This is a genomic window from Bacterioplanes sp. CLAM21 (assembly GCF_059641015.1).
The window spans coordinates 3,295,990-3,319,849 of sequence record NZ_CM184929.1 but is presented as its reverse complement, the minus strand read 5'-3'; the positions used below and the strand labels follow the sequence as shown (position 1 = coordinate 3,319,849).

Here is a 23,860-nt window from a genome sequence, read left to right as displayed (position 1 = left end):
TTATGTGCACAGTATTGCCGAATCAGCGGGCTTTGCTGACTATTTTGAGGCCGAGGTCAGGGCGACGTGGCCAGTCTATCGGGTCGCCCGCTTCGAAAGCGTGTGCACAGGGTCTGGCGATGCACACGCCGTTGCTGATCCAAACTCAGAGCCCCGGTACTGGCAAATAATTGGCTGGCAGGGAAGGCCTCTAGCTGGCGCAGTCTTGGCACTAGGCGAAAGGCATCAACACCGAGGGCATACAGCCTAGCGTAGGCACCTTGACCGCCGCGAACGCCATTTTCAACGCTTTGATACAGGCTGGAGTCTTCTAGCAACCAGGGAATGTCACAAAAGCGAATGCCATTTAAATCACGGTCCTTGCTCGGCTGTTGCTGGCCTGAATAGACATGGGAGGTGGCATAAATGGGCAAATCGCCGGCAAAGTTAAACGCCAGGGTCGGTTTGATTTGTCTGGCTTGCTGCGGCAGTGCCACCATAAAGACCCAATCAACATCTTGGCGTCGGCGAGGCTCAAATTCAGCCGGTCGACGTAACAGTCGGCGCATGGTCTTAAATCGCTCTTGGCTATCATCGACGTTTAACAAGGCGCGGATTTCTGGATTGTAATCCTTAAGCCGTGGATAAAAGCGCTTTTCACCGATGCTGCCGCCCAGCGATAACCAGTGTTGTTCAAACGCATCAAGGATGCGCTGGCCCCAATTGCCTTCTGGCACCAACACCAGCGCTCGACGACGGCCGTCTTGCCAGGCCAGTTCGGCGATTTGGCGCGCTTCATCTTCAGGGGCCAGACCAAACTGATACAAACCCGCGGGCTGATTGCCAGCTTCTCGTTCGCCGTAGTTCAATGCCAATGTTGGCAGCGGCAGTTGCGGCCGTTGCTGCAGGTCTTGCACCGTGGCTTTGTTAAATGGGCCGACCAGCAACTGCGACCCTTGCAATAAGGCGTGCTGATAGGCCTGATCCATAGTGCCGACGGTTTCACTGTCGAGCAGCTCCACAATGGGGGTAGTGAAGCCTTTATTGAGCGACTGATAATAGGAGGCCATAAAGCCATCGCGTATCGCCTCACCGGATTTTGCCAGTGGCCCACTCAGCGGCAGCAGTAACGTGACTTTTTTTGGACGGTTGGCGGCCAGATCGGCCAGCACTGCCAGGCTGCCGGGCAATAGCGTGGCGGCAGGATGGCCAGGATAGCGAAGCTGCCACTGCTCCACTTGATAGAGGTGTTCATCGAGGGTGAGCTGCGAGTTTTTACTAATGGCAGCTAATTGCAGCCATTGGCCAAAGCGACTATCGGGAAACTTCTCTGCCCAGGCCAGTAACTCTAGCTCGCTCAGTTGCAGTAGGTTTTGCCACAAAGCTTGATGATTGTCCGACCAGTAGCGCTCGCTGAGAGTGCCACTGATAAAATCACGTTCACGGGCGGCAGCAAAATATTGACCTTGCAGCTCATACCACTGGGCCTTTAATAGCCCCATGCGGTGCATCTGATCGTCATCGAGTTCAAGGCTATGGCTAGTTAAAAAACTCAGATGCTGCTCAGCTTTGGCGCTGTCTTGGCGCTTGAGAGCGTATTCGGCAGACAGCAAATGCCAGCGCAGCCATTGCGACGGCGACAGTTCGGCGCTGTGCAACAGTTGCAATTGCACGGCGGCATTGCCAAACTCGCCGCTGCTGAGTGCCTCAGCGACCATATCGAGTTGCTGTTCTGGCGTAGGTTCGCTGTCGAGTACAGGCTGGCTGGGTGTCATGTCAGGTGCGGTTGCACAGCCAGGCAGCAGCAGAGCCGCTGGCAGTAACGCCAATAGCAGCACACGGCGCATCGTTGACCAACCGATCCACACCGGGTTAGACCCGATTAAAAGAGAGTTTCCTCGCATGTCTTCCGCTCAAGTAATTTCTGCTGGCACCTTGTACGTGGTGGCCACTCCGATTGGCAATTTAGCCGACCTCAGCGAGCGCGCGCAAAGTGTGCTGGCGGGGGTCGATATCATTGCTTGCGAGGATACCAGACACACTCAGAAATTACTGCAGCACCTCGGCCTTCGAAAAGTGCTGCTGTCGGTGCACGATCACAATGAAAGTGAACGCATTGCGCAGATCAGTGAGCATCTGCAACAGGGACGCTCGATGGCGTTGGTGTCTGATGCGGGTACACCATTGATTTCAGATCCAGGCTTTCGACTGGTGCAGGCACTGACTGAGCAGGGCTTTCAAGTTGCACCGATACCGGGTGCGTGCGCCATTATCGCGGCCTTGAGTGCAGCAGGCTTGCCTACCGATCGTTTTACCTTTGAGGGTTTTTTGCCGCACAAACGAGGTGCCCGCGAGGAAAAAATTCGGGCGCTGCTGCATGAGCCGCGCACCTTGGTGTTTTACGAATCCAAACATCGCATCCTTGAGACACTCGAGGTCATGACGGCGGAATTTGGCGGTGATCGTCCCGCCGTTGTGGCGCGTGAGCTAACCAAAACCTTTGAAAGCTTTTACCGTGGCACCCTAGCCAGTGTTGCCGAGGCGATTCAGCAAGATGCGGATCAGCAAAAAGGCGAATTTGTGGTTATGGTGGCTGGCCACGACAATCCGCCCAAGGCGGGTGACATAGATACCGAGACACTGTTTCGCTTGCTGCTGGCCGAGCTGCCGCCCAAAAAAGCCGCTGCCATCGTTGCTCAGCTCAGTGGTGAGAACAAAAAAGCTTTGTACCAAAAAGCACTGGAACTGCAAGGCAAGGCCTGATACAAGTCCGGCGTTTTCTTCAGCTCGGCAGCTGTCGCCGGGCTTTCTTTGTTGAGGTTGTTATGAATCATCATCCGCTGCGCTTTCATCTGGTGCTGTTGTTTGCCATGGCTATTTGGGGCAGCAGCTTTGTTGCTATGAAAGTAGTGGTGACAGAACTGTCGCCCATGGTGGCGGTGTTTTTACGCATGTGTATTGGTTTGCTGGCCTTTACCTTGATGGCTCGCTGGGTAATGCGTGGTTTTAAGTATCAAGCTGGCGATTGGAAGTACCTGGGGGCGATGGCATTGATGGAACCCTGCTTGTACTTCATTTGTGAATCGTTAGCGCTGCAATATACCAGTGCCAGTCAGGCTGGAATGGTCACGGCGTTGCTGCCATTAATGGTGGCGTTGTCGGCATGGGCGTTATTTGCAGAAACTGTCGTGCCGCGGCAGTGGGCAGGGTTTATCTTGGCCTTGATGGGTGTGATTTGGATGACGGTGGGTGGCGAGCAAAACGAGCAGGCACCCAATCCATTGCTGGGCAATTTCCTCGAGCTGTTGGCCATGCTGACTGCCACGGCGTACACCTTGTTGATTAAACATCTGGTGAGCCGTTACTCGGCGCTGTTTTTAACGGCCATGCAATCGGCCATTGGCTGCGTGTTTTTTCTGCCGTTGGCGCTACTGTCGCCTTGGCCAGAGAGCATCAGTATGCCGGTATGGTCAACGCTATTGTATCTGGGAGTGATCGTCACCTTAGGTGGCTACGGCCTTTATAACTACTCCTTGAGCCATGTTAAGACCACAATAGCAGCTGGCTACGTCAACTTGATTCCGGCCTTTGGCGTTATCTTTGCGGTGTTATTGCTCGGTGATCAGCTCAATGCTGGCCAGTGGGCGGGTGTGGCGTTGATCTTTGTCGGTGTTTATCTCAGCCGTGAGCAACGGGTTGCTCCTGAGCCAACGGCCGATCTTGACCCGCCTGCGGTGACACCAGGCTGATCGTGCATGGACTCTGGCCATCAATGCCGGTATAGTCCGCCGCCGGAGTCGGCCAGACAATCGCTGCCTGCTTAGCAGGGGGAGGAAAGTCCGGGCTTCATAGGGTAAGGTGCCAGGTAACGCCTGGGGGGCGCGAGCCTACGGAAAGTGCAGCAGAGAGTAGACCGCCGATGGCCTCGCATTGTTTCAATGCGTGGCACAGGTAAGGGTGAAAGGGTGCGGTAAGAGCGCACCGCGCGACTGGTAACAGTTCGTGGCACGGTAAACCCCACCCGAAGCAAGACCAAATAGGTTCCCTATAGGCGTGGCCCGCGCTGGGAACGGGTAGGTTGCTTGAGCCTGTGAGTGATTGCAGGCCTAGACGAATGATTGTCCACGACAGAACCCGGCTTATCGGCCGACTCCACCACTTACCTGATAGCGCTGCAGTATCTGCTGATATTGCGGCGTTTGTTTAAAGGCCTTTAGCGCCTGATCAAAGGCCATTGCCAGTTGCTCTGCCTGGGGGTGTTGGCGAGAAAACGCCATATGGTCATGGCCAATATCGACCGCCGGTTCAATAAAGCGAAAGCGATCGGTTAGGTTCATGGCTTTGGCATGAAACAGCAAGGTGGCTTTATTGCCCAGGCCAACAAATGGCCGCACATCTAATAGCCGCTGCAGCAACGCCTGCTCATTATTTACTTCCACTTTGCGCAGATAGTCGGCATCGGCGTACGCTTGGCCATGAAAGTAGCCACGCACGCTAACAAACACCGACGACGACCAATCGTTAAAGTTGCCGCTGAAGGTCGTTGGAAAGTCGGGCTGCTCTTTATTAACCAGAAGATAACTGGCTTCAATTAGGTGGGGTTCTTGCACATACACGGCGTATTTTTCACGCTCGGGGGTGCGAAAGAACAACACCACCATATCCAGCGCCCCAGACGCAAGCTCGTGTTGTACCCGAGCAAATGGCATGCGCTGATACTCCAATGTGTGGCCCAGCTGCTGCGCCAATGCTTCCGCAATATCGATGGCAGCACCGGTGATTTGTTGATCCTGATAATAAAAGGGCGGGTAGTCGAGATTGCCTAAGCCCACTTTTAACGTCTCGCCATGGGCGATATGGCTGATGATGAGCAGTAGCAGGCAGCGAATAAGCATAGCGACTCCAATCGTCCACGACTCTGTGAGTATAGTGCTCAGCTTAGTTGTTAATGGCAGAGTTATTGTTGATCCGCGCGCTGATAGGCTTTGGTTTGTTATGCCTTTAAGTTCTCAAGAGGTTTGGCAGCGCTGTGATGGGTGATCTGGTGATAGGTTGTAGAAGCAGGGGGGGGGCTAGGGTTTGACTGACTCGTGGCTATTCTTCAGTCAATGGTGGCTCGCCATTGAGTTGACGAAAATAATTAATTAAATGTTTCACATCACGTGGTGTGTCTACGATGCCAATGCCTGTTAGAACAATATCAAGGCCCTACTCGGTGAGTTCCTCATTGAGTGCTGGCCATGACACTGTTACCCCATCGACAGATGACGTCTGTTCGGAATCGCTCTCAGTCAACAGCAATAGTAGCTTTGCAAGCGTACGATATGACTCTTTGGTACCAACTAGAAAGGCTTCACTTGGATCTGTGTGCCAACAAACGGCTGTTTTTGGCCAATGTTTTTCCATGTTCTGTCCTCCGTTGACGACTAAAGCTCGATGGTATTACCCATGCTAGGCTAACCTCCCTTCGATGGCTGTTAGCTGAGAAACTGCGGAACTCTGTTTTTAAATATAGCGATAAGTTCTGGCTGCATATATTCGTAGTTATCTGGAATACCCAGACAGATCAGTCGCTGCTGTTTTAAGCTAGCTTTGAATTTCTTGCGCAGTTTGCTTTTGTGAACTGTCTACATCACAAAAATAATGTCTGCCCAGTCGATGTCTTCTTTGCTTACCGGAACTTCGGCATCGTGATTCAATCCAGCAGATCTTGCATCAATCCCAGGTTCGTGGAAAAAAAAACGGCTTCCGCGGTTGGAGAGCGCAGTTTATTCTGACTGCAGATGAACAGAATCTTCTTCATGGTTTTTAGTGGTCTTTTTCTTCGGGAGTAAAGGTTAGTATCCTGTGGGTCTGGATCATATCTATATTTGCCTGCTTATTCTGCTTAGTTGATAGGGGTTTTTCTCGAATTTAACAAGCAGCTGGAATATTGCGGATATCTGTTAGTGAGTCGGGTGTTGGATAACCTTTTGTTGGGGTAAAATCGACCTTCCACAGATCCAGTTCATACAGTCTATCCTCGTCGTCGAAATTCAAGCTAATCGAAATCTCGATCGCTTCGTAGCTATCGATAGCCATGGCTTCAATGCGCGAACCGAGGGTGCGTTTGCTTTCAGGCGTTGGTGAGGTGAATTTTATACTCCCCATGCCACCATCCTTCATGTCTTGTACCCAGTACTCATGCAGAGGTTTGCTGCCTTCCCCTTTGTTGGCCGCATTGAGAATTGATTCTATGAGTAGTTGTTCGTGAGCTTTTAACTTTCGGGTCACAGTTGCCTCCTAGTTATTTTGAGTATGGATGAAGCTGGCCGACTGCAATCCTGCTGGCAAAGCTGGATAATTATCGCCAGACTATTTGGCCAACGTGCTGTGAGCTGAATCCCTTGTCAGGATGGGCCTTGAACCAGTGTCCTTCAGCATCTTTTTGAACGGTAAGCTGCGCTTATTGTTTTCAAAATAAGCTGCCATTTCACTTTCATTTAAGATCTTTGCTAGATCAGCGGGAGTATCTCCATTGTCATTTTTCAGGTCGGCGTTGGCCCCTTTCTCTAGCAGTACTTTAAGTATATGAAGGTGCCCTTGCTCTACTGCATTGTGCAGCGGACGATAGCCATGTTCACCTTGCGAGTTTATGTCCGCCCCGTGGGTAATTAGCATGTTCAACTCTGCTTCACTCCCCCTGGTTGCTGCAATGTTAATGGGATAATCGTTAAAGTGACTTTGGGTATTGACATCAATATCCCCCATGCCTAAGTACTCAAGTAGTTGAGAATACTCTTCTAATAGCTTTGTTAGCGTTTGATTGAACTGATTGCTCACGCTATGCATCATTAACTATCCGATTGAGTCGCTTTGATATGGGGAAAGTAGTTTAGAAATTTCTGCTTTTTTTTCTTCGCTCGCGAAACTGGCGACTGTGTCTTCGTAGTCGTTGACGATACTGGGGTCTGCACCGTTCTCAAGAAGAAGTCGAAGCACGCTAACGTGCCCCTGCATGGAAGCATAATGGAGTGGTGTATTACCAATATCACCACGTACATTAATATCGACACCTGTTTGCAGCATGATTTTTAGCTTTTCAACTTCGCCACTGTAAGCAGCTATATGGAGTGGCGTATCCTCATCATAGCAGCTGCTTTGGTCAAAACGCTCTGGCGTGACTTCAAAAAAACCGTTCATTTCCCCGTACTCAGCTAGCAGATCCTGCTCTTTGATTTTTAGCAAGTCGCTCTCATTTACACTCGTCATTGCACATCTCCTTTAGCTTCTTTTCTCAGTTCTGGATGCTGCCTCTAATATTACTGGTTTCTGCAGTATGCCTTTCATTTCGAAATTTTGAATGAGGCCAGTTTTTGTCACAAGGCTCTTTCATGTTTGCGCGCAATTCACGATGCTTTTGTATGTCTTGGTTTTTCATCATGAATGGGGGAGACATCCTCACCTTGCAACGGATCTTGGGTCATAGCGATCTGAAACTGACCATGCGCTATAGCCACTTGTCACCAGATCATTTGGCCAAAGTACTGGAGCTGAATCCCTTGTCAGGACTGGCGTTGCGGGGAAGGTAGGGCTGCAAACACGGCTGCAAACGAAAAAAGGGTTAGCAGATACTCACCTGCCAACCCTTTTTAGAATCTGGTAGCTATGACTGGACTTGAACCAGTGACCCCAGCATTATGAATGCTGTGCTCTAACCAACTGAGCTACATAGCCAAATTGTGACTTGCTAGGCTGTGCCTCTCAAGTGGCGCGTATTATGCGTACGACGGTTTTGGCTGTCAATACCTTTTTTGATGTTTTTCAACGGTTTAGCAGAGCAGAGCAGATCAGCAGCCTAGGGCTGCTGATCACGTTGCGCGGTCAGTTTGCTTTGGTTAATGCGAATGTAGTCCACCAGAATGCGTCCGGCTTCATCCAGTAGCGCATCTTCAACAGCGTGTTCTTTCGCCGCTGGAGTTGTGTTGTCATCCGCTTTGTCGCTGTCTTTTACTGTGGCCTGAGCTTCAGGGGGGGCACCGCTGGCTTCAACACTGGCTGTGGGCTCTTCTTCATCCAGTTCGTCTAAGCTGGCCAAAAGCTTCATGCCTTTGGCTTTGCGGCGTTCGTTCTCCAAATCAAGTTGGCGCTGTTCAATGTCGTCTTGTTCCTGCTTGCGTTTCTTTTCATTCAACACCAGCAAAGTTTGCTCAGCCAGCTCTTCACGCAGCGCCTTTTGCTGGCGCAGATAGCGGAAATCAGGGTTGTCCTGGATACGCTGCTGGTGTTGTTTGCGCAGGGCTGGCAGAGCATCCGTGAAATTACCGGCACGAGCATGATCGGCAGGGCGAATGGCATCCCACGGTAAAGCCTCTTCCAGGGCGCTTTCACCTATTTTTTCTTTATCAAACAAAGATGGGAACAAGATGTCAGGGATAACGCCTTGATGTTGAGTGCTATCACCAGATATGCGGTAGAACTTAGCTTGGGTGATTTTTAGTTGGCCATGGCCCAATGAGCGCAGCGACTGTACGGTGCCCTTGCCAAAGGTTTGGCCGCCTACGACTAATCCTCGACCATAATCCTGAATGGCCCCAGCAAAGATCTCTGATGCCGAGGCACTCAGGCGGTTGACTAAGACGGTGAGTGGACCTGAGTAAAAGAGTTCCGGATCGGAATCGGGCAGCACTTCAATACGCCCGCTGTTGCTGCGAACCTGCACCACAGGGCCTTGCTCGATGAACAGTCCGGTAAGACTGACGGCTTCTTCTAGCGATCCGCCACCGTTGTTGCGCAAGTCAATAATAAGACCGTCCACGCCTTCTTTTTGCAGTTCACTGATCAGTCTGCGTACGTCTCGAGTGGTGCTGCGATAGTCTGGCTTATTTTCCATCCGGCCTTTGAAGTCGATATAAAAGGTTGGGATATCTATGACACCCAATTTAACTAGATTGCCATTGGCGTCCGGTACTTCAATGATATCTTTTTGAGCTGACTGCTCTTCCAGTTTGACCTCGTCACGGACAATGGAGATGACTTTAGGGTGTTGGCTACCGTCGGCGGGAATGATTTGAAGGCGCACGGTGGTGCCTTTGGGGCCACGAATCAGATCAACCACTTCATCTAAACGCCAGCCAATGACATCAACGATAGAGCCTTTGTCGCTCTGCCCGACGCCGATAATTCTGTCGGTTGGCTTGAGGTTGCCGGTTTTGTCGGCAGGGCCTGCGGGCACCAATTTAACCACCTTGGTGTATTCATCTTCGCTTTGCAGTACCGCACCAATGCCCTGCAATGACAGCGACATATTGATATTGAAGTTTTCAGTGTTGCGTGGCGAAAAATACTGAGTATGTGGGTCGTATGCGTGGGTGACGGCATTCATAAACAGCTGGTAGCCATCTTCGGCGGTGTTTTGGTGAATGCGATTCAATTGATTCTGATAACGCTTTTGCAGCAGCTCCAATATTTCTTTTTTCTCCTTGCCAGCTAGCTTCAGGTTTAGCATGGAGTTTTGCAGGCGTTTTCGCCATAGGGCATCCAACTCTTCCTTGCTGGTTGCCCAGGGGGCGTTTTCACGATCCCGCTCGAGGGTTTCGTCGCCGTCAAAACGATATTGATCGGCGTTTTGCTGTAGCTCTAGCAATAAAAAGGAGAGGCGCTCTGATACCCGCTGTTGCAAACGGTTATACATAAAGAAGGCCGGTCTTAAGTCGCTGCGCTCGAGAGCGTCATCCAAACTGTGCTGGTAGCGTCGAAACGAAGTGACATCCGAGGCCAGCAGATAACTTCTAGCTGGGTCCATTTGGTCCAGCAATATGTTCATAACGCGTTCAGACAAACGATCATCTAGTCGTTGGTGGTCGTAATGACTGCGCAGCAGGTGAGTCATGATGGTTTGGGTCACTCGGGAATGCTGGCGCGTTGGCTCAACTGGCTCAAACTCAGTGCCAGGAGCGACATCGGGAATCAGTGCCTGGGCGCAGAAACCAACGCCCAATAGCAAGGTGGTAACAATCGATCTAAATACAAAATGCATAATGGTCGCCAGGTCCTTATTGTTTGTGCTGACTGCGGTGCATCGTTATTATGCCAGCCCCTGATGCTACGGGATCTGCCTTGGCCTGTCATCCTGGCTACTGGCTGTGGCACAGCCGGTCTGGCTTTTGTTCATATTACCGCCATCCTTCTATGACACCATAGCTGGTTAACAATTCCGTTGCCGCACAATGACCATCTTTGCTACCGAACAGACAGGAGCTTGTTTTGCCTCGAGTCGACCTCCAATTGCCCGATGAAGCCTTTATCTACACCACCGAGCTGGACGTACGCGTCTCGGACATCAACTATGGCAATCATGTCGGTAACGATCGAATGGTGTCGCTGCTGCACGAAGCCAGGTTGCGTTTTTTACGTCAGCACGACTTCGGTGAGTTCAACATTGCTGGCTTGGGGCTCATCGTCACTGACCTGGTGGTGTCTTTTAAAGCGGAATCATTTGTCGGTGAGTTGCTGACTTTTCACCTGGGGCTCAGTGACTTTAACAAGTACGGCTGTGACTTCATCTACCGGGTAGAGAATCAGGCGGACGAACGTGTGGTGGCGCTGGCCAAAATAGGCGTGGTCTTTTTTGACTATGACGAACGCAAGATTGCGCGCATTCCGCCGGTGTTTATGGAGCGCTGCGCGCCCCATATCCGCTTGCCGGACGATCAATAACAGGCGCTTTAGTCTGCTTGCTGAGCGTCAAAGTAAGCGGTAATAAAGTCGAGAAAGGCTCGGCTTTTATTGGCCAGATAGCGGTTTTGCGGAAACACCACCTTGATAGTACGCACCGGAATCTCTACTTCATCAAACAGGGAGACCAGCTCGCCGTTTTGCAGATGCTTCTCGGCGATATAGGTCGGCAGTGCGGTAATGCCCATGCCGGCTAAGCAGGCTTCGTAGACCAGATCGATATCATTGACAGTGAGTTTGCGCTCGATGGTCGATAATGAAAAACCATGATCCTTTTCGAACTGACGTAACCAGTTAATGCGAGCGTATTCTGCGTTGGCCACCACCAAGATGCGGTGCTGCTGCAGATCTTCTAGGTTAGCCGGCTTGCCCCATTGCTCCAAATAGCCAGGCGATGCGCAAACGGCGATCTTTTGCTCGGCAACGGGCTTGGCGATCAGTCGCGAATCTTCCAAACTGCCAATGCGCAGTGCAAAGTCATAACCTTCTTTGACTATGTCGACCGGACGATCGGAAATGTGCAGTTCAAAACTGATGTCTGGGTAGCGTTCAGAAAAGTCACCAAAGATGCGCGCTAGCTCGCGGCGGCCAAAGTTGGACATGGCCGTGATGCGCAGCCGTCCACGTGGTGTGACATCAAAGTCAGTGACCAGCTTTTCCGCTTCCGTGATCGACTCAAGAATATTTTCACAGTGCTGATAAAACAGCTGTCCGGCTTCGGTGGGGCTGACGGAGCGGGTGGTACGGTTGAGCAAACGCACGCCCAAGCGCTCTTCTAAGCCGCTGATTTGTTTGCTGACCGCCGATGGGGTGACCCCCAATGCATCGGCAGCGTTAGTGAAGTTGCGAGAACGCACTACGGCGACAAAGGTCTGCAGAGAGTCAATGCGGGACATTTGTGAATAGAACCTGATGAAACAAAAAGAAGTATCAGTATATTTAAGTTTTAGGAAATAATAACCCGAAACCTGCTCATCTTAGACTTTGGTCTCACGCGTTTTGCGCTGCATCGTGACCTGTGTCTCAACGGGCAGTGGCCGCTTTGCCAGGCTGCAGGTTAATGATACCAGCACTAATAATGAGTGCTGCGCCGGCCCAAGTTGTCCAGAATGGAATCTCCCCCCAGATCAGCCATCCCATCAAGGCACCGTAAATAACCGCGCTGTAGGCATAAACGCCGACTTTGCCAGTGGGAGCGAGGCGGTAGGCTTTGGTCAGTGCCAGTTGCCCTGCGCTGGCCACCAAGCCGAGCAGGGCAATCAGTCCCCATTGAGCCGCTGTGACAGGCTGCCAGTTCAATATTGCACCGGGAGTTGATACCAGTGAGGCAATGACCGCGAAGTAAAACACAATTCGTGCGCTGGGCTCGGTTGAGGACATGCGGCGGATGGTGACCTTGGCCAAAGCAGCCAACAACGCGCCCAGCAGGCCAATCAGAGCGATGGCGGTAAATTCGGTGTCAGCGCCAGGGCGTAGAATCAGGGCGACGCCAGAGAAGCCGACGATCAGGGCTAACACGCTGCGGCGTCCTGCCGGTTCAGACAGCCACAGCCAAGCGAGCAGGGGCATAAACAAGGGACTCGACAGTTTGACCAAAAAGGCTTCGGTCAGAGGCATATGGGCCAATGCCCAGAAGTAACAGTACATCGCACTGACACCCACCAGGCCGCGCATTAGATGCCAGTGCCAGCAATCGGTGCGCAGTAGCTGCCCGCCTTGACGCAACATCAGCGGAATCATCACCAAAAGGCCAGCAGCATTGCGAAAGAACAACAATTGCTCTGTGCTTAAATCCTGTGACAGATATTTGATCAGTGCCGCCATCAGTGCCAGCAGGGCTTCGCCGCCGAGCAAATAAAGGGCTCCAAGGCGGAGTGATTGCTGCAGCATGGGTTGTGTCACGAAGCTTCCTTACGATAAACGGCGATTGTTTGGTGGTGCTACTTGCGACAATGTCAGTCTGTCCCCATAACCGCTACAGGTCTTGATGTGAATCAGTGTGAGCCTGAACGGAGCGCGATTGTATGTCAGTGTGAACTTGGTTAGCCAGGGTACTGCTATTAAATTTTCGGTATTTCTATCTTCTTTGGTTGAAATAAATTCATACGGACGCATATCTCAGGTAATGAGCAAATTTGACAGGAGACATCCTTATGCGAATGGATCGACTGACCACCAGCTTGCAAAATGCATTGGCAGAAAGCCAAAGCTTGGCATTGGGTCATGACCACAATCAGATAGATACCGTGCATGTACTGCTGGCGTTATTGGAGCAGCCGAGCAGCTCTGTCAAAGATGTACTGCGTCGTGCCGGAGCCCAGGTACCTGCACTGGAGCGCTCACTGCGCCAGGCACTCAGTGATTTACCGCGTGTTACATCGCCCGATGGCAATATTCAATTGGCACAAGAGCTGGGCCGTATACTGAATTTGGCCGATAAAGAGTCACAAAAACTGGGCGACCAATACGTATCCAGCGAAGTGTTTTTGTTGGTCGCACTGCAAGACAAAGGCGCGGCGGGCAAAGCGTTAAAAGATGTGGGGCTGGACCCTGACAAACTGGGTGCGGCGATAAAAGACATGCGTGGCGGCGAAAGCGTTAGCGATGCTAATGCTGAAGATAATCGGCAGTCATTGGATAAATATTGCATCGATTTAACCGAGCGGGCCGAAGCCGGCAAGCTTGATCCGGTGATTGGTCGTGATGATGAAATCCGTCGTACGGTGCAGGTATTGCAACGGCGTACCAAAAATAATCCGGTATTAATCGGACCTCCTGGTGTCGGTAAAACCGCCGTGGTGGAAGGCTTAGCGCAGCGTATCGTCGACGGCGAAGTGCCGGAGAATCTGAAGAATAAACGCATTCTTGCACTTGATATGGGCGCGTTGGTGGCGGGCGCTAAATATCGAGGTGAGTTTGAAGAGCGGCTGAAGGCGGTATTAAAAGACGTCTCTAAAGAAGAAGGCCGTATCGTTTTATTTATCGATGAAATGCATACCATGGTCGGTGCTGGTAAGTCCGATGGCGCTATGGACGCGGGCAATATGTTAAAGCCAGCGTTGGCTCGTGGAGAACTGCATTGTGTCGGCGCCACCACCTTGGATGAATATCGCGAGTTTGTTGAAAAAGATGCCGCATTGGAGCGTCGTTTTCAAAAAGTGCTGGTGGATGAACCCAGTGTCGAAGACACCATCGCTATTTTACGCGGTTTAAAAGAGCGTTATGAAGTGCACCACGGTGTGCAGATTACCGACAGTGCGATTATTGCCGCCTCTAAATTATCGCAGCGTTACATCAGTGATCGTCGCTTGCCAGACAAGGCCATTGACTTGGTTGATGAAGCAGCGTCTGTTATTCGTATGGAAATCGATTCCAAACCGCAAGACATGGATAAACTCGAGCGACGTTTGATTCAACTTAAAATCGAACGTGAAGCCTTGCGTAAAGAAAAAGACGATGCGGCTAAAAAACGCCTCAGCGATTTAAATGAAGAGATTAATAAAGCTGGCACCGCTTATGTTGAGCTGGAAGAGGTGTGGAAAAAAGAAAAAGCTTTGCTAGAAGGGGCTTCTCAAGCCAAAGAACAGTTAGAGCAAGCAAAATTAGAATTAGAAGCGGCGCGTCGTGCGGGTGATCTGCAAAAAATGTCAGAGCTTCAGTATGGCCGTATTCCAGAACTGGAAAAGCAGCTCGCATCAGCCAATGAAGCAGAAACCGCAGGCACCCAGGAGTTTACCTTATTACGCAACAAGGTGACGGAAGATGAAATTGCCGAAGTGGTGTCCAAGTGGACCGGTGTTCCCGTCAGTAAAATGCTCGAAGGTGAGCGGGAAAAACTGTTAAAAATGGAAGATTCGCTGCACCGGGCGGTGGTGGGCCAGCAGCAGGCTATCAGTGCGGTATCCAATGCCGTGAGGCGCTCGCGTGCTGGGCTGAGTGATCCTAATCGGCCCAACGGTTCATTTTTATTTTTAGGCCCGACTGGCGTCGGCAAAACCGAACTATGTAAGGCGTTGGCTGCTTTCTTGTTTGATAGCAAAGATGCCATGGTGCGCATCGATATGTCGGAATATATGGAGAAACACTCCGTCGCTCGTCTGATTGGTGCGCCTCCGGGTTATGTGGGCTATGAAGAGGGGGGCTATCTGACCGAAGCGGTACGACGTAAGCCTTATTCTGTTATTTTGCTCGATGAGGTCGAAAAAGCTCACCCAGATGTGTTTAATATTTTGCTGCAGGTGCTGGATGACGGTCAGCTGACTGACGGCCAGGGCCGGCGAGTAGATTTTAAAAACACGGTTTTGGTGATGACGTCGAATCTAGGCTCGGATGTAATCCAAACCATGTTCACCGATAAGCCTTACGAAGAAATGCGTGATGCGGTGATGGAGATCGTCGGCAGTCATTTCCGTCCTGAGTTTATTAACCGGGTAGATGAAGCGGTGGTATTCCATCCATTGCAAAAAGAGCAAATTCGCGGCATTGCCGACATTCAGCTGCAGTTATTGCGGGGACGTTTGGCAGAACGCGAACTGACCTTGGAGTTGAGCGATGCAGCCCTGAGTCAATTGGTGGAAGTGGGTTACGATCCCGTATTTGGTGCTAGGCCGCTCAAACGTGCTATTCAACGCAGCATAGAAAACCCCTTGGCCCAGGCCATATTGTCGGGTGAGTTTGCGCCGGGCAGTCATATTGAGGCGGATATGCGCGACGGTGAGCTGGTATTCACTGCAGGCTAAGCCTTAGCGACAGCGGCGTGGCCGCTGTCGCTGCTCTAGTTGTTGGCTGTGATTTAGATTTGCTGACTAAGCGCTGGTCGCTTGTGATCAGCGAGGCCCAATGATTCATGAACTATCTCAGTTTCGCGGTTTGCACGAATTGGTGTGAACCCGTGCTGCTGTTATTCTTAGCCCTAGTGTCCTGAGTCAGAAGTTCGTATATTTTCAGAGCGAATGGAAAACGCGAGTACAAGGCGCTGTTCGCAGGAAATATCGGGATATTTTCAAGAGTAGCAACGTCGTAATGGGGCTTTCCATTCGTTCCCCTAGGGCGTGCCCTTCAAGCCCTCTGGCTTCGTTCTGCCTCTTGCCAATGGAACCACCATTGCCGGCGAAACACGCCTAGTCAGAGAACTTGGATGGCCCGCTGAAAGCATGCGAACTTCTGACTCAGGACACTACTTATCGCTTTGTTATTAACGACAGCGATGACAGTGTGTCTTATCAGACTTGGGGTGTTGAATGCTGGAAGCCTATTGGGGGGCCTTACTGGCCGTTATTTCGATTTCCATCGTTATGGTGGTTAGTCCGGGCCAAGATTTTGCGATGATTACCCGCAATTCCATTTTATATTCTCGCCGTGCGGGCTTGCTCGGGGCTGTGGGGATTAGCTTGGCCATCTGGCTGCATGTCATGTACTCGTTGGCGGGTATTGCGGTGATTATTTCGCAAAGTGAATGGCTATTTTCTTTGATTAAATACGTCGGGGCGTCTTATTTGGCCTATTTGGGTATTCGCGCCTTAATGTATCGTCGTAGCTCAGATACGAGCGCTGCTATTGGCGGTAGTGACAAGCGCATCTCTGACTTTGATGCCTTCAAGGCTGGCTTTATTTCCAATGCTCTTAATCCTAAAACGACGCTGTTTTTTCTTAGTATCTTTACCCAGGTCGTGACACCAGAAACCCCAGTACTGATTCAGTTGCTGTATGGCGCCATTATCAGCGTTGCTCATTTAATCTGGTTTGTGCTGGTGGCCATGGTGTTGTCATCTCGTGCCATTATTTCCAAGGTTGATCAGTTTAAACTCTGGATCGAGCGGGTGATGGGAACTGTGCTGTGCTTGCTGGCAGGCAAGTTGTTACTGTCGGAATAAGGCCAGTCGACTCTGACTGTCGGCTTTGCTTCTCGTATACTGCATGGCATCGATGAAAAGACAGGAGTCTGCATGTTTCGCATTTTTTTGCCGCTGTTAGCCGCTGCTCTGACCGCTTGTGCCACGGCCCCTGTGGATGCCGTTCGTTTGCCCATGAGCCAGACTAATCACTGCGCCGCACCGGCAGGGGTGACGGTAAAGCAGCGGGCATTAACGATTTCACTGGGCCAGCGGCCCACGTCTGGTTATGCCATTGACGTGGTTGCCCAAGAAGGCAGTGAGCATTCACTAACGCTGACCTTTCGTGAAACGACGCCGGCAGCTGGCATGATGGTGGCTCAGGTGATGACGTCGCCGTGTTTGGAGGTCATGCTGCCCCAGGGTTGGCAAGAGGTTACGGTGAAGCGCTCGGGAACCGTGCAGCAATGGCATTTTAACGCCGCTGAGCAGGCTAAGCGGATGGCCAACTAGGTGATCATCTTGGGCATTGATCCGGGCTCTCGCGTGACCGGCTTTGGAGTTATTAACGCCGTCGGCCATCAGTTGGACTATATCGGCAGTGGCTGTGTCAGGCTGGGCGAAGGGCCTATGCCGGAGCGGTTAGATAAGCTGTTTAGCAGCATTACTGAATTGATCGAGCAGTATTGTCCGCAGCAGTTTGCTATTGAGCAGGCCTTTATGGGGCGCAATGCCGACTCAGCCCTCAAGCTGGGACAGGCACGCGGTGTGGCGATTGTGGCAGCAGTACGGCAACAGTTAGAAATTGCTGAATATGCTCCGCGTACAGTAAAGCAAGCGGTGGTGGGTAAGGGCAGTGCTGCCAAGGAGCAGGTGCAAATCATGGTGCGACAACTATTAAAGTTGCCAGGCACGCCGCAAGCCGATGCCGCTGATGCTTTGGCCATTGCGATTTGTCATGCCCACAGTCGCAATAGTTTGGTGCATCAGGCGGGGATGCGCAGTTTTGCCCGCGGTCGGCTGCGTTAGATCACAACTCACAATCCGCGTGTCGATGCACGCAAACCTGGCAAGCCACGGCTTATCCAGGCGAAGAGGGGATGCTCTGTTGATTATCAGGATACTCGTTCGAATGTTACGTTTGGCTGCTTGTTTACGTGCGATGGCGCTGTTCAGTGTCATGCTGAGCTTGCCTGCTTGGGCGGATTTGGCGGCCTTTCCTGAGGCGCGCTTAAGTGATGAAAAGAAAACCCAGGAAAGCCACTATCGTTTGATTTTATCGGAACTTAAGCGCTCCCAAGCCACGACGTTTGGCGAGCGCGAGGTACGTATTTCTGGCCAGTTGCAACGCCGTGTGTGGACATTACCGTCCGGCATTGAATTGGCAGAGGTGGTGAGTCATTACCAGCATCAGTTGGACGGCATGCAAGTGCTGTATCAATGCCAAGGGTTAGATTGTGGCAGCAGCCATTTTTGGGCCAATGAGGTGTTTGCTAATGGCCGACTGGTGGGGCGTGAAAAAGACCAATCAATACTGGTCGCCGTTGCTGAGCGGGACGATGGTCGGCGTGATGTTTGGGTGGTGTATATGGTGCAGCGGGCGACCCGCCAGGTCATGGTCAATGTCGACTATCTGCTTACCGCCGATGCCGTCGCTGGCGACGATTTACAACGCAGTCGCATTGAACAGGTATTGGCTGACAGTCAAGGCTGGCTGCCGGGTTTTGTGATTAGCGATAAACGCCTGGATGAACAGCGCAGTCAGGTATTGATAAGCACGCTAAAGGCCCTGGCTCCGGGGGTGAAACAGAGGCTGCATTTAGTGGTGCATTGTTATCAGCACACGGACATGAGCAAAAACATGCAGTGTTCAGAACGTTTGGCACAGCAGCTGCGAGCGGCGGTGTTTGATGGTGAATACGACTTCAGTGTGACCGGTTTGGGCGCATTGACGCTGCCCCCGAGCGCCAGTTTACAGCCGGCGCTGCGCTTTGTGTTTTGGCCGGAGAGGCGTTGATGGCAAATAAAACGGTGGCCTTAGCGTTAGGCAGTGGCGGTGCTAGAGGGTATGCCCATATTGGTCTGATCGATGAGCTGGAGCATCGCGGCTATAACATAGTGGCGGTATCGGGTTCTTCGATGGGGGCCATTGTTGGCGGTTTTTATTGTGCTGGCAAGCTGGAGCAATTTCGTCAATGGGTCTGTGATTTAAGCTACTTAGATGTTCTGCGGCTGGTGGATTTATCACTGCTGTCGATGGGGGCGGTGCGCGGTGATCGGGTGTTTAAGCGTTTGGGCGAAATGCTCGACGGTGTGCGTATTGAAGACATGGCGTTGCCTTTTACCGCTGTGGCTACGGATATTACTCGCAAAAAAGAAGTCTGGTTTCAGCGGGGGGATCTGACCCAGGCGATTAGAGCCTCGGCGGCTATCCCGAGCATCATCGCTCCAGTGCCGTTTGACAGCGGCAATGGCAAAACCAGCTTGCTGGTTGATGGTGGTGTACTTAACCCCTTGCCGATTATTCCTTGTGTCTCGGCTCACGCTGATCTAATTATCGGCGTTGATCTCAATGCCACGACACCGATTCCAGCTGAGTTTCATGCCAGTCAGCAACCCAGCGCGGAGCAAAAACAAGACTGGCTGGAAAGCGTGGTGAATAAGGCCAGCCAGTGGTTCGACAGTCGCAGTGATGAGCGTGCCAGTGAAAACCTCAGTAAGCTGGAGATCATCAACCAGATGTTCGAGATGATGCAGTCATCCCTTAGCCAATTTAAAATTGCTGGTTATCCACCGGACTTGCTGGTCTCTATGCCGTCAGAAGCCTGCGAAATGTATGAGTTTTACCGCGGTGAAGAGATGATCCGCATGGGCCGGATTGTCGCTTCCGATGCACTCGATGCGTTGGAGGCAGGCACGACCAGTTTGTATGGCAAGCGCCCGGGGTGAAGCCTGGCGCTGAAAGGTTTACACTAGGCGACCTTTTATTAGCCGTTACTTTTCATGATTACCGACAGTCAGCTTCAGTCTGCCGTTGCCGAGCTGCGCACCATGCAGGACTTTATTCGCTGGGGCGCCAGCCGCTTGGCCGACAGCCATTCCTATTTTGGCCATGGCACCGATAATCCATGGGACGAAGCCTTGCTGCTGGTCGCCCATGGGCTGCATTTGCCTTGGGATATGCCGACCGATTGGCGCACTGCACGCCTGACCACAGAAGAGCGGACCCAGGTGGTAAGCTTGCTGCAGCGTCGCATCAACGACAGTATTCCGACTCCCTATTTAACCGGCGAAGCCTGGTTCTGTGGCCAGCCTTATTGGGTCGATGAGCGGGTGCTGATTCCGCGCTCGCCAATTGGCGAAATGATCGAGCAGCGTTTTTCTCCTTATTGGCCAAGCAGTCATGAACCTGAGCGTATTCTGGATTTATGCACCGGCAGCGGCTGCATCGGCATTGCTTGCGCTTATGCCTTCCCTGAGGCGCAGGTTGAACTGCTGGATTTGTCTTTAGATGCATTGCAGGTAGCGGAAAGTAATATTGAGCGCCACCAAATGCAGGACCGAGTGTTGGCATTACAGTCCGATTTATTCACCGCTGCCGATGGGCGCTATGACCTGATTGTGTCCAACCCGCCGTATGTTGATGCCGATGATATGGCGTGCTTGCCGCGTGAGTATCAACACGAGCCGGAGCTGGCATTGGCAGCCGGTGACGATGGCCTCGATCTGGTGCGCATCATGCTGCGTCAGGCGCGCCAGTATTTGACCGACGACGGTGTGTTGGTGGTGGAGGTCGGCAATAGCTGGCCAGCATTAGCGGCGGCCTATCCCGATGTTGAATTTGACTGGGTTAACTTTACACGTGGCGGCCATGGCGTTTTTGTCCTGCACGCCCGACAGCTGGATGCTTTGTGCGCCGGCGCTAACTGAATGAACTAACGAGCGACCTTATGTCCGGAAATACCTTTGGCAAAAGTTTTACTGTGACCACCTTTGGTGAAAGTCACGGTCTGGCACTCGGCGCCATCGTAGATGGCTGCCCGCCCGGCATTGAGTTAACGGAAGCTGATCTGCAGGCCGACCTAGATCGTCGCAAGCCTGGCACGTCGCGCTACACCACCCAGCGACGTGAGCCGGATCAGGTGAAGATTCTGTCGGGCGTATTTGAGGGCAAAACCACCGGCACGCCGATTGGTTTGCTGATTGAAAACACTGATCAGCGTTCCAAGGATTATTCCAATATTGCCGATACTTTTAGGCCTGCCCACGCCGACTATGCCTATAACCATAAATACGGTTTTCGCGATTATCGTGGCGGTGGTCGCTCATCGGCACGGGAAACGGCGATGCGTGTCGCGGCAGGTGCCATTGCCAAGAAAGTGCTGGCGGCGAAAGGCATCCAGGTACGCGGTTATTTATCACAATTAGGGCCGATTAAAATCGAGCAGTTTGATTGGCAAGAAGTGCACAATAATCCGTTTTTCTGCCCTGATGCCAGCAAGGTTGAGGCGATGGAAAACTATATGACCGACTTGCGTAAAGAAGGCAATTCGGTCGGTGCGCGCATCTCTGTGGTGGCCTCGGGCATGTTCCCGGGGCTTGGAGAGCCTATTTTTGATCGTCTTGATGCTGATCTGGCCCATGCGTTGATGAGCATTAACGCGGTTAAAGGGGTCGAAATTGGCGATGGTTTTGATGTGGTCGAGCAAAAAGGCACGGAACATCGCGATGAAATGACCCCGGAAGGTTTTTTGAGTAATCACGCCGGTGGTGTGCTGGGTGGCATCAGCACGGGTCAGGATTTGATTGCGCACATTGCCCTTAAGCCGACCTCGAGTCTGGTGATTCCTGGACGCTCAATTGATGCCTCGGGTCAGCCTATCGAGGTGGTCACCAAAGGCCGTCACGATCCTTGTGTGGGCATTCGCGCCACACCGATTGCAGAAGCCATGATGGCCATCGTATTGGCTGATCATTGGCTGCGTCATCGTGGACAAAATGCAGATGTTCACTGCGCGACACCGGTGCTGGCGGCCACAGCCCCTGTTGCAGAGTGACCCCGTCTGCTTCCACTACGGCAGTGTCAGCGCTGCCGTTTAAACGTTTATCGCTGTTCTACGCCTTGTATTTTGCCCTGTTGGGCTGCATTGCTCCTTATTGGGGGCTGTTTCTCGCACACCGCGGTTTTGATGCCAATGATATTGGCTCATTGATGGCGTTGTTTGGTTTGGTACGTATCTTGGCGCCTAACGCTTGGGCTTATTTAGGCCGTCGCCATCACTCGCCATTGCCGATGATACGCTGGGCCGGAATGCTCACCTTGGTATGTTTCAGCGCCGTCGCCTGGGCTGATAGCTTTGCTGTGATGGCTGCCGTAATGCTGGGCTATGGCTTCTTCTGGGCGGCGATGTTGCCGCAATACGAAGCGCTGACCTTGCAAGCCGTGGCCAGTCGCATGGAGTTATATGGCCAGATCCGAGTGTGGGGATCGGTCGGTTTTATTGTTGCGGTCGTGGCTTTGGGCGCCTTATTGCAGCATTTGTCGATGGACTGGCTGCCGTTGATGATGTGGCTGTTTATGCTGATTATTTGGCTGAATGCCTGGTGCTTGCCTGCCAGCGCATCGGCGCCCTCTGAGCAGCGAGAAGTGCAGGGCGTGCGCGCGATTTTATCGCAGCGACCAGTCTGGTTATTTTTGCTGATGACGGTGTTGCTGCAAATCAGCTTTGGGCCTTATTACACCTTTTTCTCCATTTATCTCGAGCAAGCCGGTTATCAACGTATTCCGGTGGGCTTGCTGTGGGGGTTGGGCGTGTTGGCGGAAGTGGTCTTTTTTTGGCAGTTCCATCGCTTTATGAATCGCTTTAGCTGGCGCAGCTGGTTTGCTCTGGCATTGACATTGACGGCCCTGCGTTGGCTGGGCATTGCTTTGCAGGTACAGTCATTGCCGTGGATGATACTGATGCAACTGCTGCATGCGTTTAGTTTTGCTGCTATGCACGCGGTATCTATGCGCTATTTGCAGCATTATTTTCCGCCGTCGTTGCTGGCTTCTGGCCAGGCGCTGTATTCCAGTATTGGTTTTGGTTTAGGTGGTGCCATTGGTGCTTGGTGCAGTGGCTTATGGTGGGACGAGCTGGGGGGTGTTTGGGTATTCACTGGCGCCGCACTGGTGTGTTTTGCTGCCGCAGCTGTTGCTTGGGTTACTTTGCCTAAGCAGATAGAACCTAAGCCTTAGACCCACTTCATTCGACGATGGAACTCGTCAGGACAAATCGATTGTTGTTGACGGGCATCGGCTGGCGCTGATGTCCGTCATTGCTTTTGGTAAAAAAATCCCTGTATCTTGGCAGCAGCACAAAACAGTGAATGGATCTGGCCGCGAGCTTTTGTTTGCAATGCACCTTATATAGAAGCAATACTGCCTTTATTCTAATGAGGGATTAATATGAAAATTAATATAACTTTTGATATGACGCCGGAAGAATTACGTCGTGCAATGGGTTTGCCCGATGTTGCAGAGTTTCAGCGCGAGCTGTTTGAGCAAATGCTTAAACGTATGCATTCCGGGGAGGACGGTTATGACCCCATGTCTTTATATCAACCGATGATGAAAGAAGGCATGAATACCATGAATCAATTTCAAAATATGATGTTCAATATGATGTCAGGTTCTAACGGAAGTAAAACAGAAGAATAAAGTTGTCTATAAAATACGGCAATTGAGGACATATCCAGCTGACATTGTTACGTATCTTCCCGGTTGATTTTTAACGGTAGTAAGAAAGCATGATTTTGGTCAAGCTGTCGTTACTTTCGGTGGCGGGCGTCATCGAACTGTAAGATATACTCAGCTACCATCGGTTCACCGATTTCGGCAATACAACCTTTGAAGGAGCGAGACCATGCAAGAGAACATCTTGAACGCATTCGCGGAGCAGGCAAAAACCATGTATGCCCCTATGAGCAAGTTCAATACTTTGTTTGTTGATAACATGGAGAAGATGACGGATTTTCAATTGGGTGCCATTAAAGCCTACGCTGAAATGGGCCTTGATCAGATGAAAAAAGCAGCCGATATCAAAGATACGGACAGCCTGCGTGCTTACACTGCTTCTCAAGCAGAAGCGGCTACTGCACTGAACAAAAAAATTATGGAAGATGCCAAAGCTATGTCTGACATGGCAATGGATTTCAAAACTCAAGTAGAAAGCATTATGGAAGAAGCGCGCAGCACTGCGTCTGCCACTGCGACTTCTGCTACTAAGGCTTCAGCGGCGAAGTCAAAGTCTGCTGCCTAATTGCAGGTGGTAGGTGCTAAGCGAGTAAAGCGG

At 51.7% G+C, this 23,860-nt stretch carries 22 protein-coding genes, 1 tRNA gene, 1 other RNA gene and 1 pseudogene; 16 read left to right on the top strand and 9 right to left on the bottom strand.

Translation table 11 applies throughout. From position 1 onward, the window contains the following. Window positions 1–56 precede the first annotated feature (56 nt). A complete protein-coding gene (locus tag AC55FS_RS15175; RefSeq protein ID WP_496933105.1) occupies window positions 57–1,826 on the bottom strand; it encodes a penicillin-binding protein activator in 1,770 nt (589 codons plus the stop codon). A 55-nt stretch (window positions 1,827–1,881) separates the two neighbouring features. Here AC55FS_RS15175 and rsmI point away from each other — a divergent pair, with 55 nt between their 5' ends. The 3 genes from rsmI (at window position 1,882) to rnpB (ending at window position 4,137) form a co-directional block, all read left to right on the top strand. Then, window positions 1,882–2,742: a 16S rRNA (cytidine(1402)-2'-O)-methyltransferase gene (gene rsmI, locus AC55FS_RS15170; RefSeq protein ID WP_496933104.1), complete on the top strand. Its 861-nt coding sequence runs from the start codon at window positions 1,882–1,884 to the stop codon at window positions 2,740–2,742. 62 nt (window positions 2,743–2,804) lie between these two features. Then, entirely contained in the window at window positions 2,805–3,728 is a 924-nt protein-coding gene (locus tag AC55FS_RS15165; protein ID WP_496933102.1) for a DMT family transporter, read from the top strand. A 44-nt stretch (window positions 3,729–3,772) separates the two neighbouring features. Next, window positions 3,773–4,137: RNase P RNA component class A (gene rnpB / locus AC55FS_RS15160), an RNA gene on the top strand. 68 nt (window positions 4,138–4,205) lie between these two features. Here rnpB and AC55FS_RS15155 read toward each other — a convergent pair. From AC55FS_RS15155 to AC55FS_RS15140, 4 genes and pseudogenes are all read right to left on the bottom strand, one after another. Further along, window positions 4,206–4,874: pseudogene (locus tag AC55FS_RS15155) on the bottom strand (substrate-binding periplasmic protein); the annotation flags it as partial. 1,018 nt (window positions 4,875–5,892) lie between these two features. Then, complete coding sequence (locus AC55FS_RS15150) at window positions 5,893–6,252, bottom strand: DUF6984 family protein (protein WP_496933101.1); 360 nt, start codon at window positions 6,250–6,252, stop codon at window positions 5,893–5,895. An 81-nt stretch (window positions 6,253–6,333) separates the two neighbouring features. After that, window positions 6,334–6,801, bottom strand: coding sequence for an ankyrin repeat domain-containing protein (locus AC55FS_RS15145; protein ID WP_496933100.1), 468 nt, complete (start codon window positions 6,799–6,801; stop codon window positions 6,334–6,336). A gap of 15 nt (window positions 6,802–6,816) precedes the next feature. Then, complete coding sequence (locus tag AC55FS_RS15140) at window positions 6,817–7,230, bottom strand: ankyrin repeat domain-containing protein (RefSeq protein WP_496933099.1); 414 nt, start codon at window positions 7,228–7,230, stop codon at window positions 6,817–6,819. 152 nt (window positions 7,231–7,382) lie between these two features. Here AC55FS_RS15140 and AC55FS_RS15135 point away from each other — a divergent pair, with 152 nt between their 5' ends. After that, on the top strand, window positions 7,383–7,550 hold the full coding sequence (locus tag AC55FS_RS15135) for a hypothetical protein (RefSeq protein WP_496933098.1): 168 nt from the start codon (window positions 7,383–7,385) through the stop codon (window positions 7,548–7,550). 68 nt (window positions 7,551–7,618) lie between these two features. Here the strand turns inward: AC55FS_RS15135 and AC55FS_RS15130 are convergent. Together AC55FS_RS15130 and AC55FS_RS15125 are read right to left on the bottom strand one after the other, a co-directional pair. Then, window positions 7,619–7,695: transfer RNA gene (locus tag AC55FS_RS15130), tRNA-Met, on the bottom strand. A gap of 121 nt (window positions 7,696–7,816) precedes the next feature. After that, the gene (locus AC55FS_RS15125; protein WP_496933097.1) at window positions 7,817–9,997 is read right to left on the bottom strand and encodes a carboxy terminal-processing peptidase; all 2,181 of its coding nucleotides are present in this window, start codon (window positions 9,995–9,997) and stop codon (window positions 7,817–7,819) included. 227 nt (window positions 9,998–10,224) lie between these two features. Between AC55FS_RS15125 and AC55FS_RS15120 the strand changes: the two genes are divergently transcribed. Next, a complete protein-coding gene (locus AC55FS_RS15120) occupies window positions 10,225–10,677 on the top strand; it encodes an acyl-CoA thioesterase (protein WP_496933096.1) in 453 nt (150 codons plus the stop codon). 8 nt (window positions 10,678–10,685) lie between these two features. On the opposite strand, the gene AC55FS_RS15115 is transcribed toward AC55FS_RS15120, so the two are convergent. Together AC55FS_RS15115 and AC55FS_RS15110 are read right to left on the bottom strand one after the other, a co-directional pair. Continuing rightward, window positions 10,686–11,591: a LysR family transcriptional regulator gene (locus tag AC55FS_RS15115; RefSeq protein ID WP_496933095.1), complete on the bottom strand. Its 906-nt coding sequence runs from the start codon at window positions 11,589–11,591 to the stop codon at window positions 10,686–10,688. A gap of 127 nt (window positions 11,592–11,718) precedes the next feature. Beyond that, a complete protein-coding gene (locus AC55FS_RS15110) occupies window positions 11,719–12,597 on the bottom strand; it encodes a DMT family transporter (protein WP_496933094.1) in 879 nt (292 codons plus the stop codon). Between the two features lie 251 nt (window positions 12,598–12,848). Between AC55FS_RS15110 and clpB the strand changes: the two genes are divergently transcribed. The 11 genes from clpB to AC55FS_RS15055 all read left to right on the top strand — a co-directional run bounded on the left by clpB (window position 12,849) and on the right by AC55FS_RS15055 (window position 23,827). Beyond that, window positions 12,849–15,434, top strand: a complete 2,586-nt coding sequence (clpB, locus tag AC55FS_RS15105) for an ATP-dependent chaperone ClpB (RefSeq protein WP_496933093.1) — start codon at window positions 12,849–12,851, stop codon at window positions 15,432–15,434. A 501-nt stretch (window positions 15,435–15,935) separates the two neighbouring features. Then, window positions 15,936–16,568, top strand: coding sequence for a LysE family translocator (locus tag AC55FS_RS15100; protein WP_496933092.1), 633 nt, complete (start codon window positions 15,936–15,938; stop codon window positions 16,566–16,568). 72 nt (window positions 16,569–16,640) lie between these two features. Then, on the top strand, window positions 16,641–17,039 hold the full coding sequence (locus AC55FS_RS15095; protein ID WP_496933091.1) for a protease complex subunit PrcB family protein: 399 nt from the start codon (window positions 16,641–16,643) through the stop codon (window positions 17,037–17,039). Beyond that, window positions 17,040–17,555 carry a crossover junction endodeoxyribonuclease RuvC gene (gene ruvC / locus AC55FS_RS15090; protein WP_496933090.1) on the top strand — a complete coding sequence of 172 codons (516 nt, stop codon included), beginning with the start codon at window positions 17,040–17,042 and terminating at the stop codon, window positions 17,553–17,555. Window positions 17,556–17,658: 103 nt separating this feature from the next. After that, window positions 17,659–18,543: a DUF4892 domain-containing protein gene (locus tag AC55FS_RS15085; protein ID WP_496933089.1), complete on the top strand. Its 885-nt coding sequence runs from the start codon at window positions 17,659–17,661 to the stop codon at window positions 18,541–18,543. Then, complete coding sequence (locus AC55FS_RS15080; protein ID WP_496933088.1) at window positions 18,543–19,475, top strand: patatin-like phospholipase family protein; 933 nt, start codon at window positions 18,543–18,545, stop codon at window positions 19,473–19,475. Before AC55FS_RS15085 ends, AC55FS_RS15080 begins: the two co-directional genes overlap by 1 nt. Before the next feature lie 54 nt (window positions 19,476–19,529). After that, on the top strand, window positions 19,530–20,456 hold the full coding sequence (gene prmB, locus AC55FS_RS15075; protein ID WP_496933087.1) for a 50S ribosomal protein L3 N(5)-glutamine methyltransferase: 927 nt from the start codon (window positions 19,530–19,532) through the stop codon (window positions 20,454–20,456). Window positions 20,457–20,476: 20 nt separating this feature from the next. Continuing rightward, a complete protein-coding gene (gene aroC / locus AC55FS_RS15070) occupies window positions 20,477–21,583 on the top strand; it encodes a chorismate synthase (RefSeq protein WP_496933086.1) in 1,107 nt (368 codons plus the stop codon). Then, window positions 21,580–22,764: an MFS transporter gene (locus AC55FS_RS15065; protein WP_496933085.1), complete on the top strand. Its 1,185-nt coding sequence runs from the start codon at window positions 21,580–21,582 to the stop codon at window positions 22,762–22,764. The genes aroC and AC55FS_RS15065 overlap by 4 nt, the downstream gene beginning before the upstream one ends. A gap of 210 nt (window positions 22,765–22,974) precedes the next feature. Continuing rightward, window positions 22,975–23,226 (top strand): DUF6489 family protein, encoded by a 252-nt coding sequence (locus tag AC55FS_RS15060; RefSeq protein ID WP_496933084.1) that lies wholly within the window; start codon window positions 22,975–22,977, stop codon window positions 23,224–23,226. Window positions 23,227–23,431: 205 nt separating this feature from the next. After that, window positions 23,432–23,827 (top strand): phasin family protein, encoded by a 396-nt coding sequence (locus AC55FS_RS15055; protein WP_496933083.1) that lies wholly within the window; start codon window positions 23,432–23,434, stop codon window positions 23,825–23,827. The last annotated feature ends 33 nt before the right edge of the window (window positions 23,828–23,860 follow it).

What these genes read in the sequence shown, in the direction of transcription:
- AC55FS_RS15175 (WP_496933105.1), bottom strand. Translation starts at nt 1,826, where the DNA reads ATGCGCCGTGTGCTGCTATTGGCGTTACTGCCAGCGGCTCTGCTGCTG.
- rsmI (WP_496933104.1), top strand. Translation starts at nt 1,882, where the DNA reads ATGTCTTCCGCTCAAGTAATTTCTGCTGGCACCTTGTACGTGGTGGCC.
- AC55FS_RS15165 (WP_496933102.1), top strand. Translation starts at nt 2,805, where the DNA reads ATGAATCATCATCCGCTGCGCTTTCATCTGGTGCTGTTGTTTGCCATG.
- AC55FS_RS15140 (WP_496933099.1), bottom strand. Translation starts at nt 7,230, where the DNA reads ATGACGAGTGTAAATGAGAGCGACTTGCTAAAAATCAAAGAGCAGGAT.
- AC55FS_RS15135 (WP_496933098.1), top strand. Translation starts at nt 7,383, where the DNA reads ATGTCTTGGTTTTTCATCATGAATGGGGGAGACATCCTCACCTTGCAA.
- AC55FS_RS15125 (WP_496933097.1), bottom strand. Translation starts at nt 9,997, where the DNA reads ATGCATTTTGTATTTAGATCGATTGTTACCACCTTGCTATTGGGCGTT.
- AC55FS_RS15115 (WP_496933095.1), bottom strand. Translation starts at nt 11,591, where the DNA reads ATGTCCCGCATTGACTCTCTGCAGACCTTTGTCGCCGTAGTGCGTTCT.
- clpB (WP_496933093.1), top strand. Translation starts at nt 12,849, where the DNA reads ATGCGAATGGATCGACTGACCACCAGCTTGCAAAATGCATTGGCAGAA.
- AC55FS_RS15100 (WP_496933092.1), top strand. Translation starts at nt 15,936, where the DNA reads ATGCTGGAAGCCTATTGGGGGGCCTTACTGGCCGTTATTTCGATTTCC.
- AC55FS_RS15095 (WP_496933091.1), top strand. Translation starts at nt 16,641, where the DNA reads ATGTTTCGCATTTTTTTGCCGCTGTTAGCCGCTGCTCTGACCGCTTGT.
- AC55FS_RS15085 (WP_496933089.1), top strand. Translation starts at nt 17,659, where the DNA reads ATGTTACGTTTGGCTGCTTGTTTACGTGCGATGGCGCTGTTCAGTGTC.
- AC55FS_RS15080 (WP_496933088.1), top strand. Translation starts at nt 18,543, where the DNA reads ATGGCAAATAAAACGGTGGCCTTAGCGTTAGGCAGTGGCGGTGCTAGA.
- prmB (WP_496933087.1), top strand. Translation starts at nt 19,530, where the DNA reads ATGATTACCGACAGTCAGCTTCAGTCTGCCGTTGCCGAGCTGCGCACC.
- aroC (WP_496933086.1), top strand. Translation starts at nt 20,477, where the DNA reads ATGTCCGGAAATACCTTTGGCAAAAGTTTTACTGTGACCACCTTTGGT.
- AC55FS_RS15060 (WP_496933084.1), top strand. Translation starts at nt 22,975, where the DNA reads ATGAAAATTAATATAACTTTTGATATGACGCCGGAAGAATTACGTCGT.
- AC55FS_RS15055 (WP_496933083.1), top strand. Translation starts at nt 23,432, where the DNA reads ATGCAAGAGAACATCTTGAACGCATTCGCGGAGCAGGCAAAAACCATG.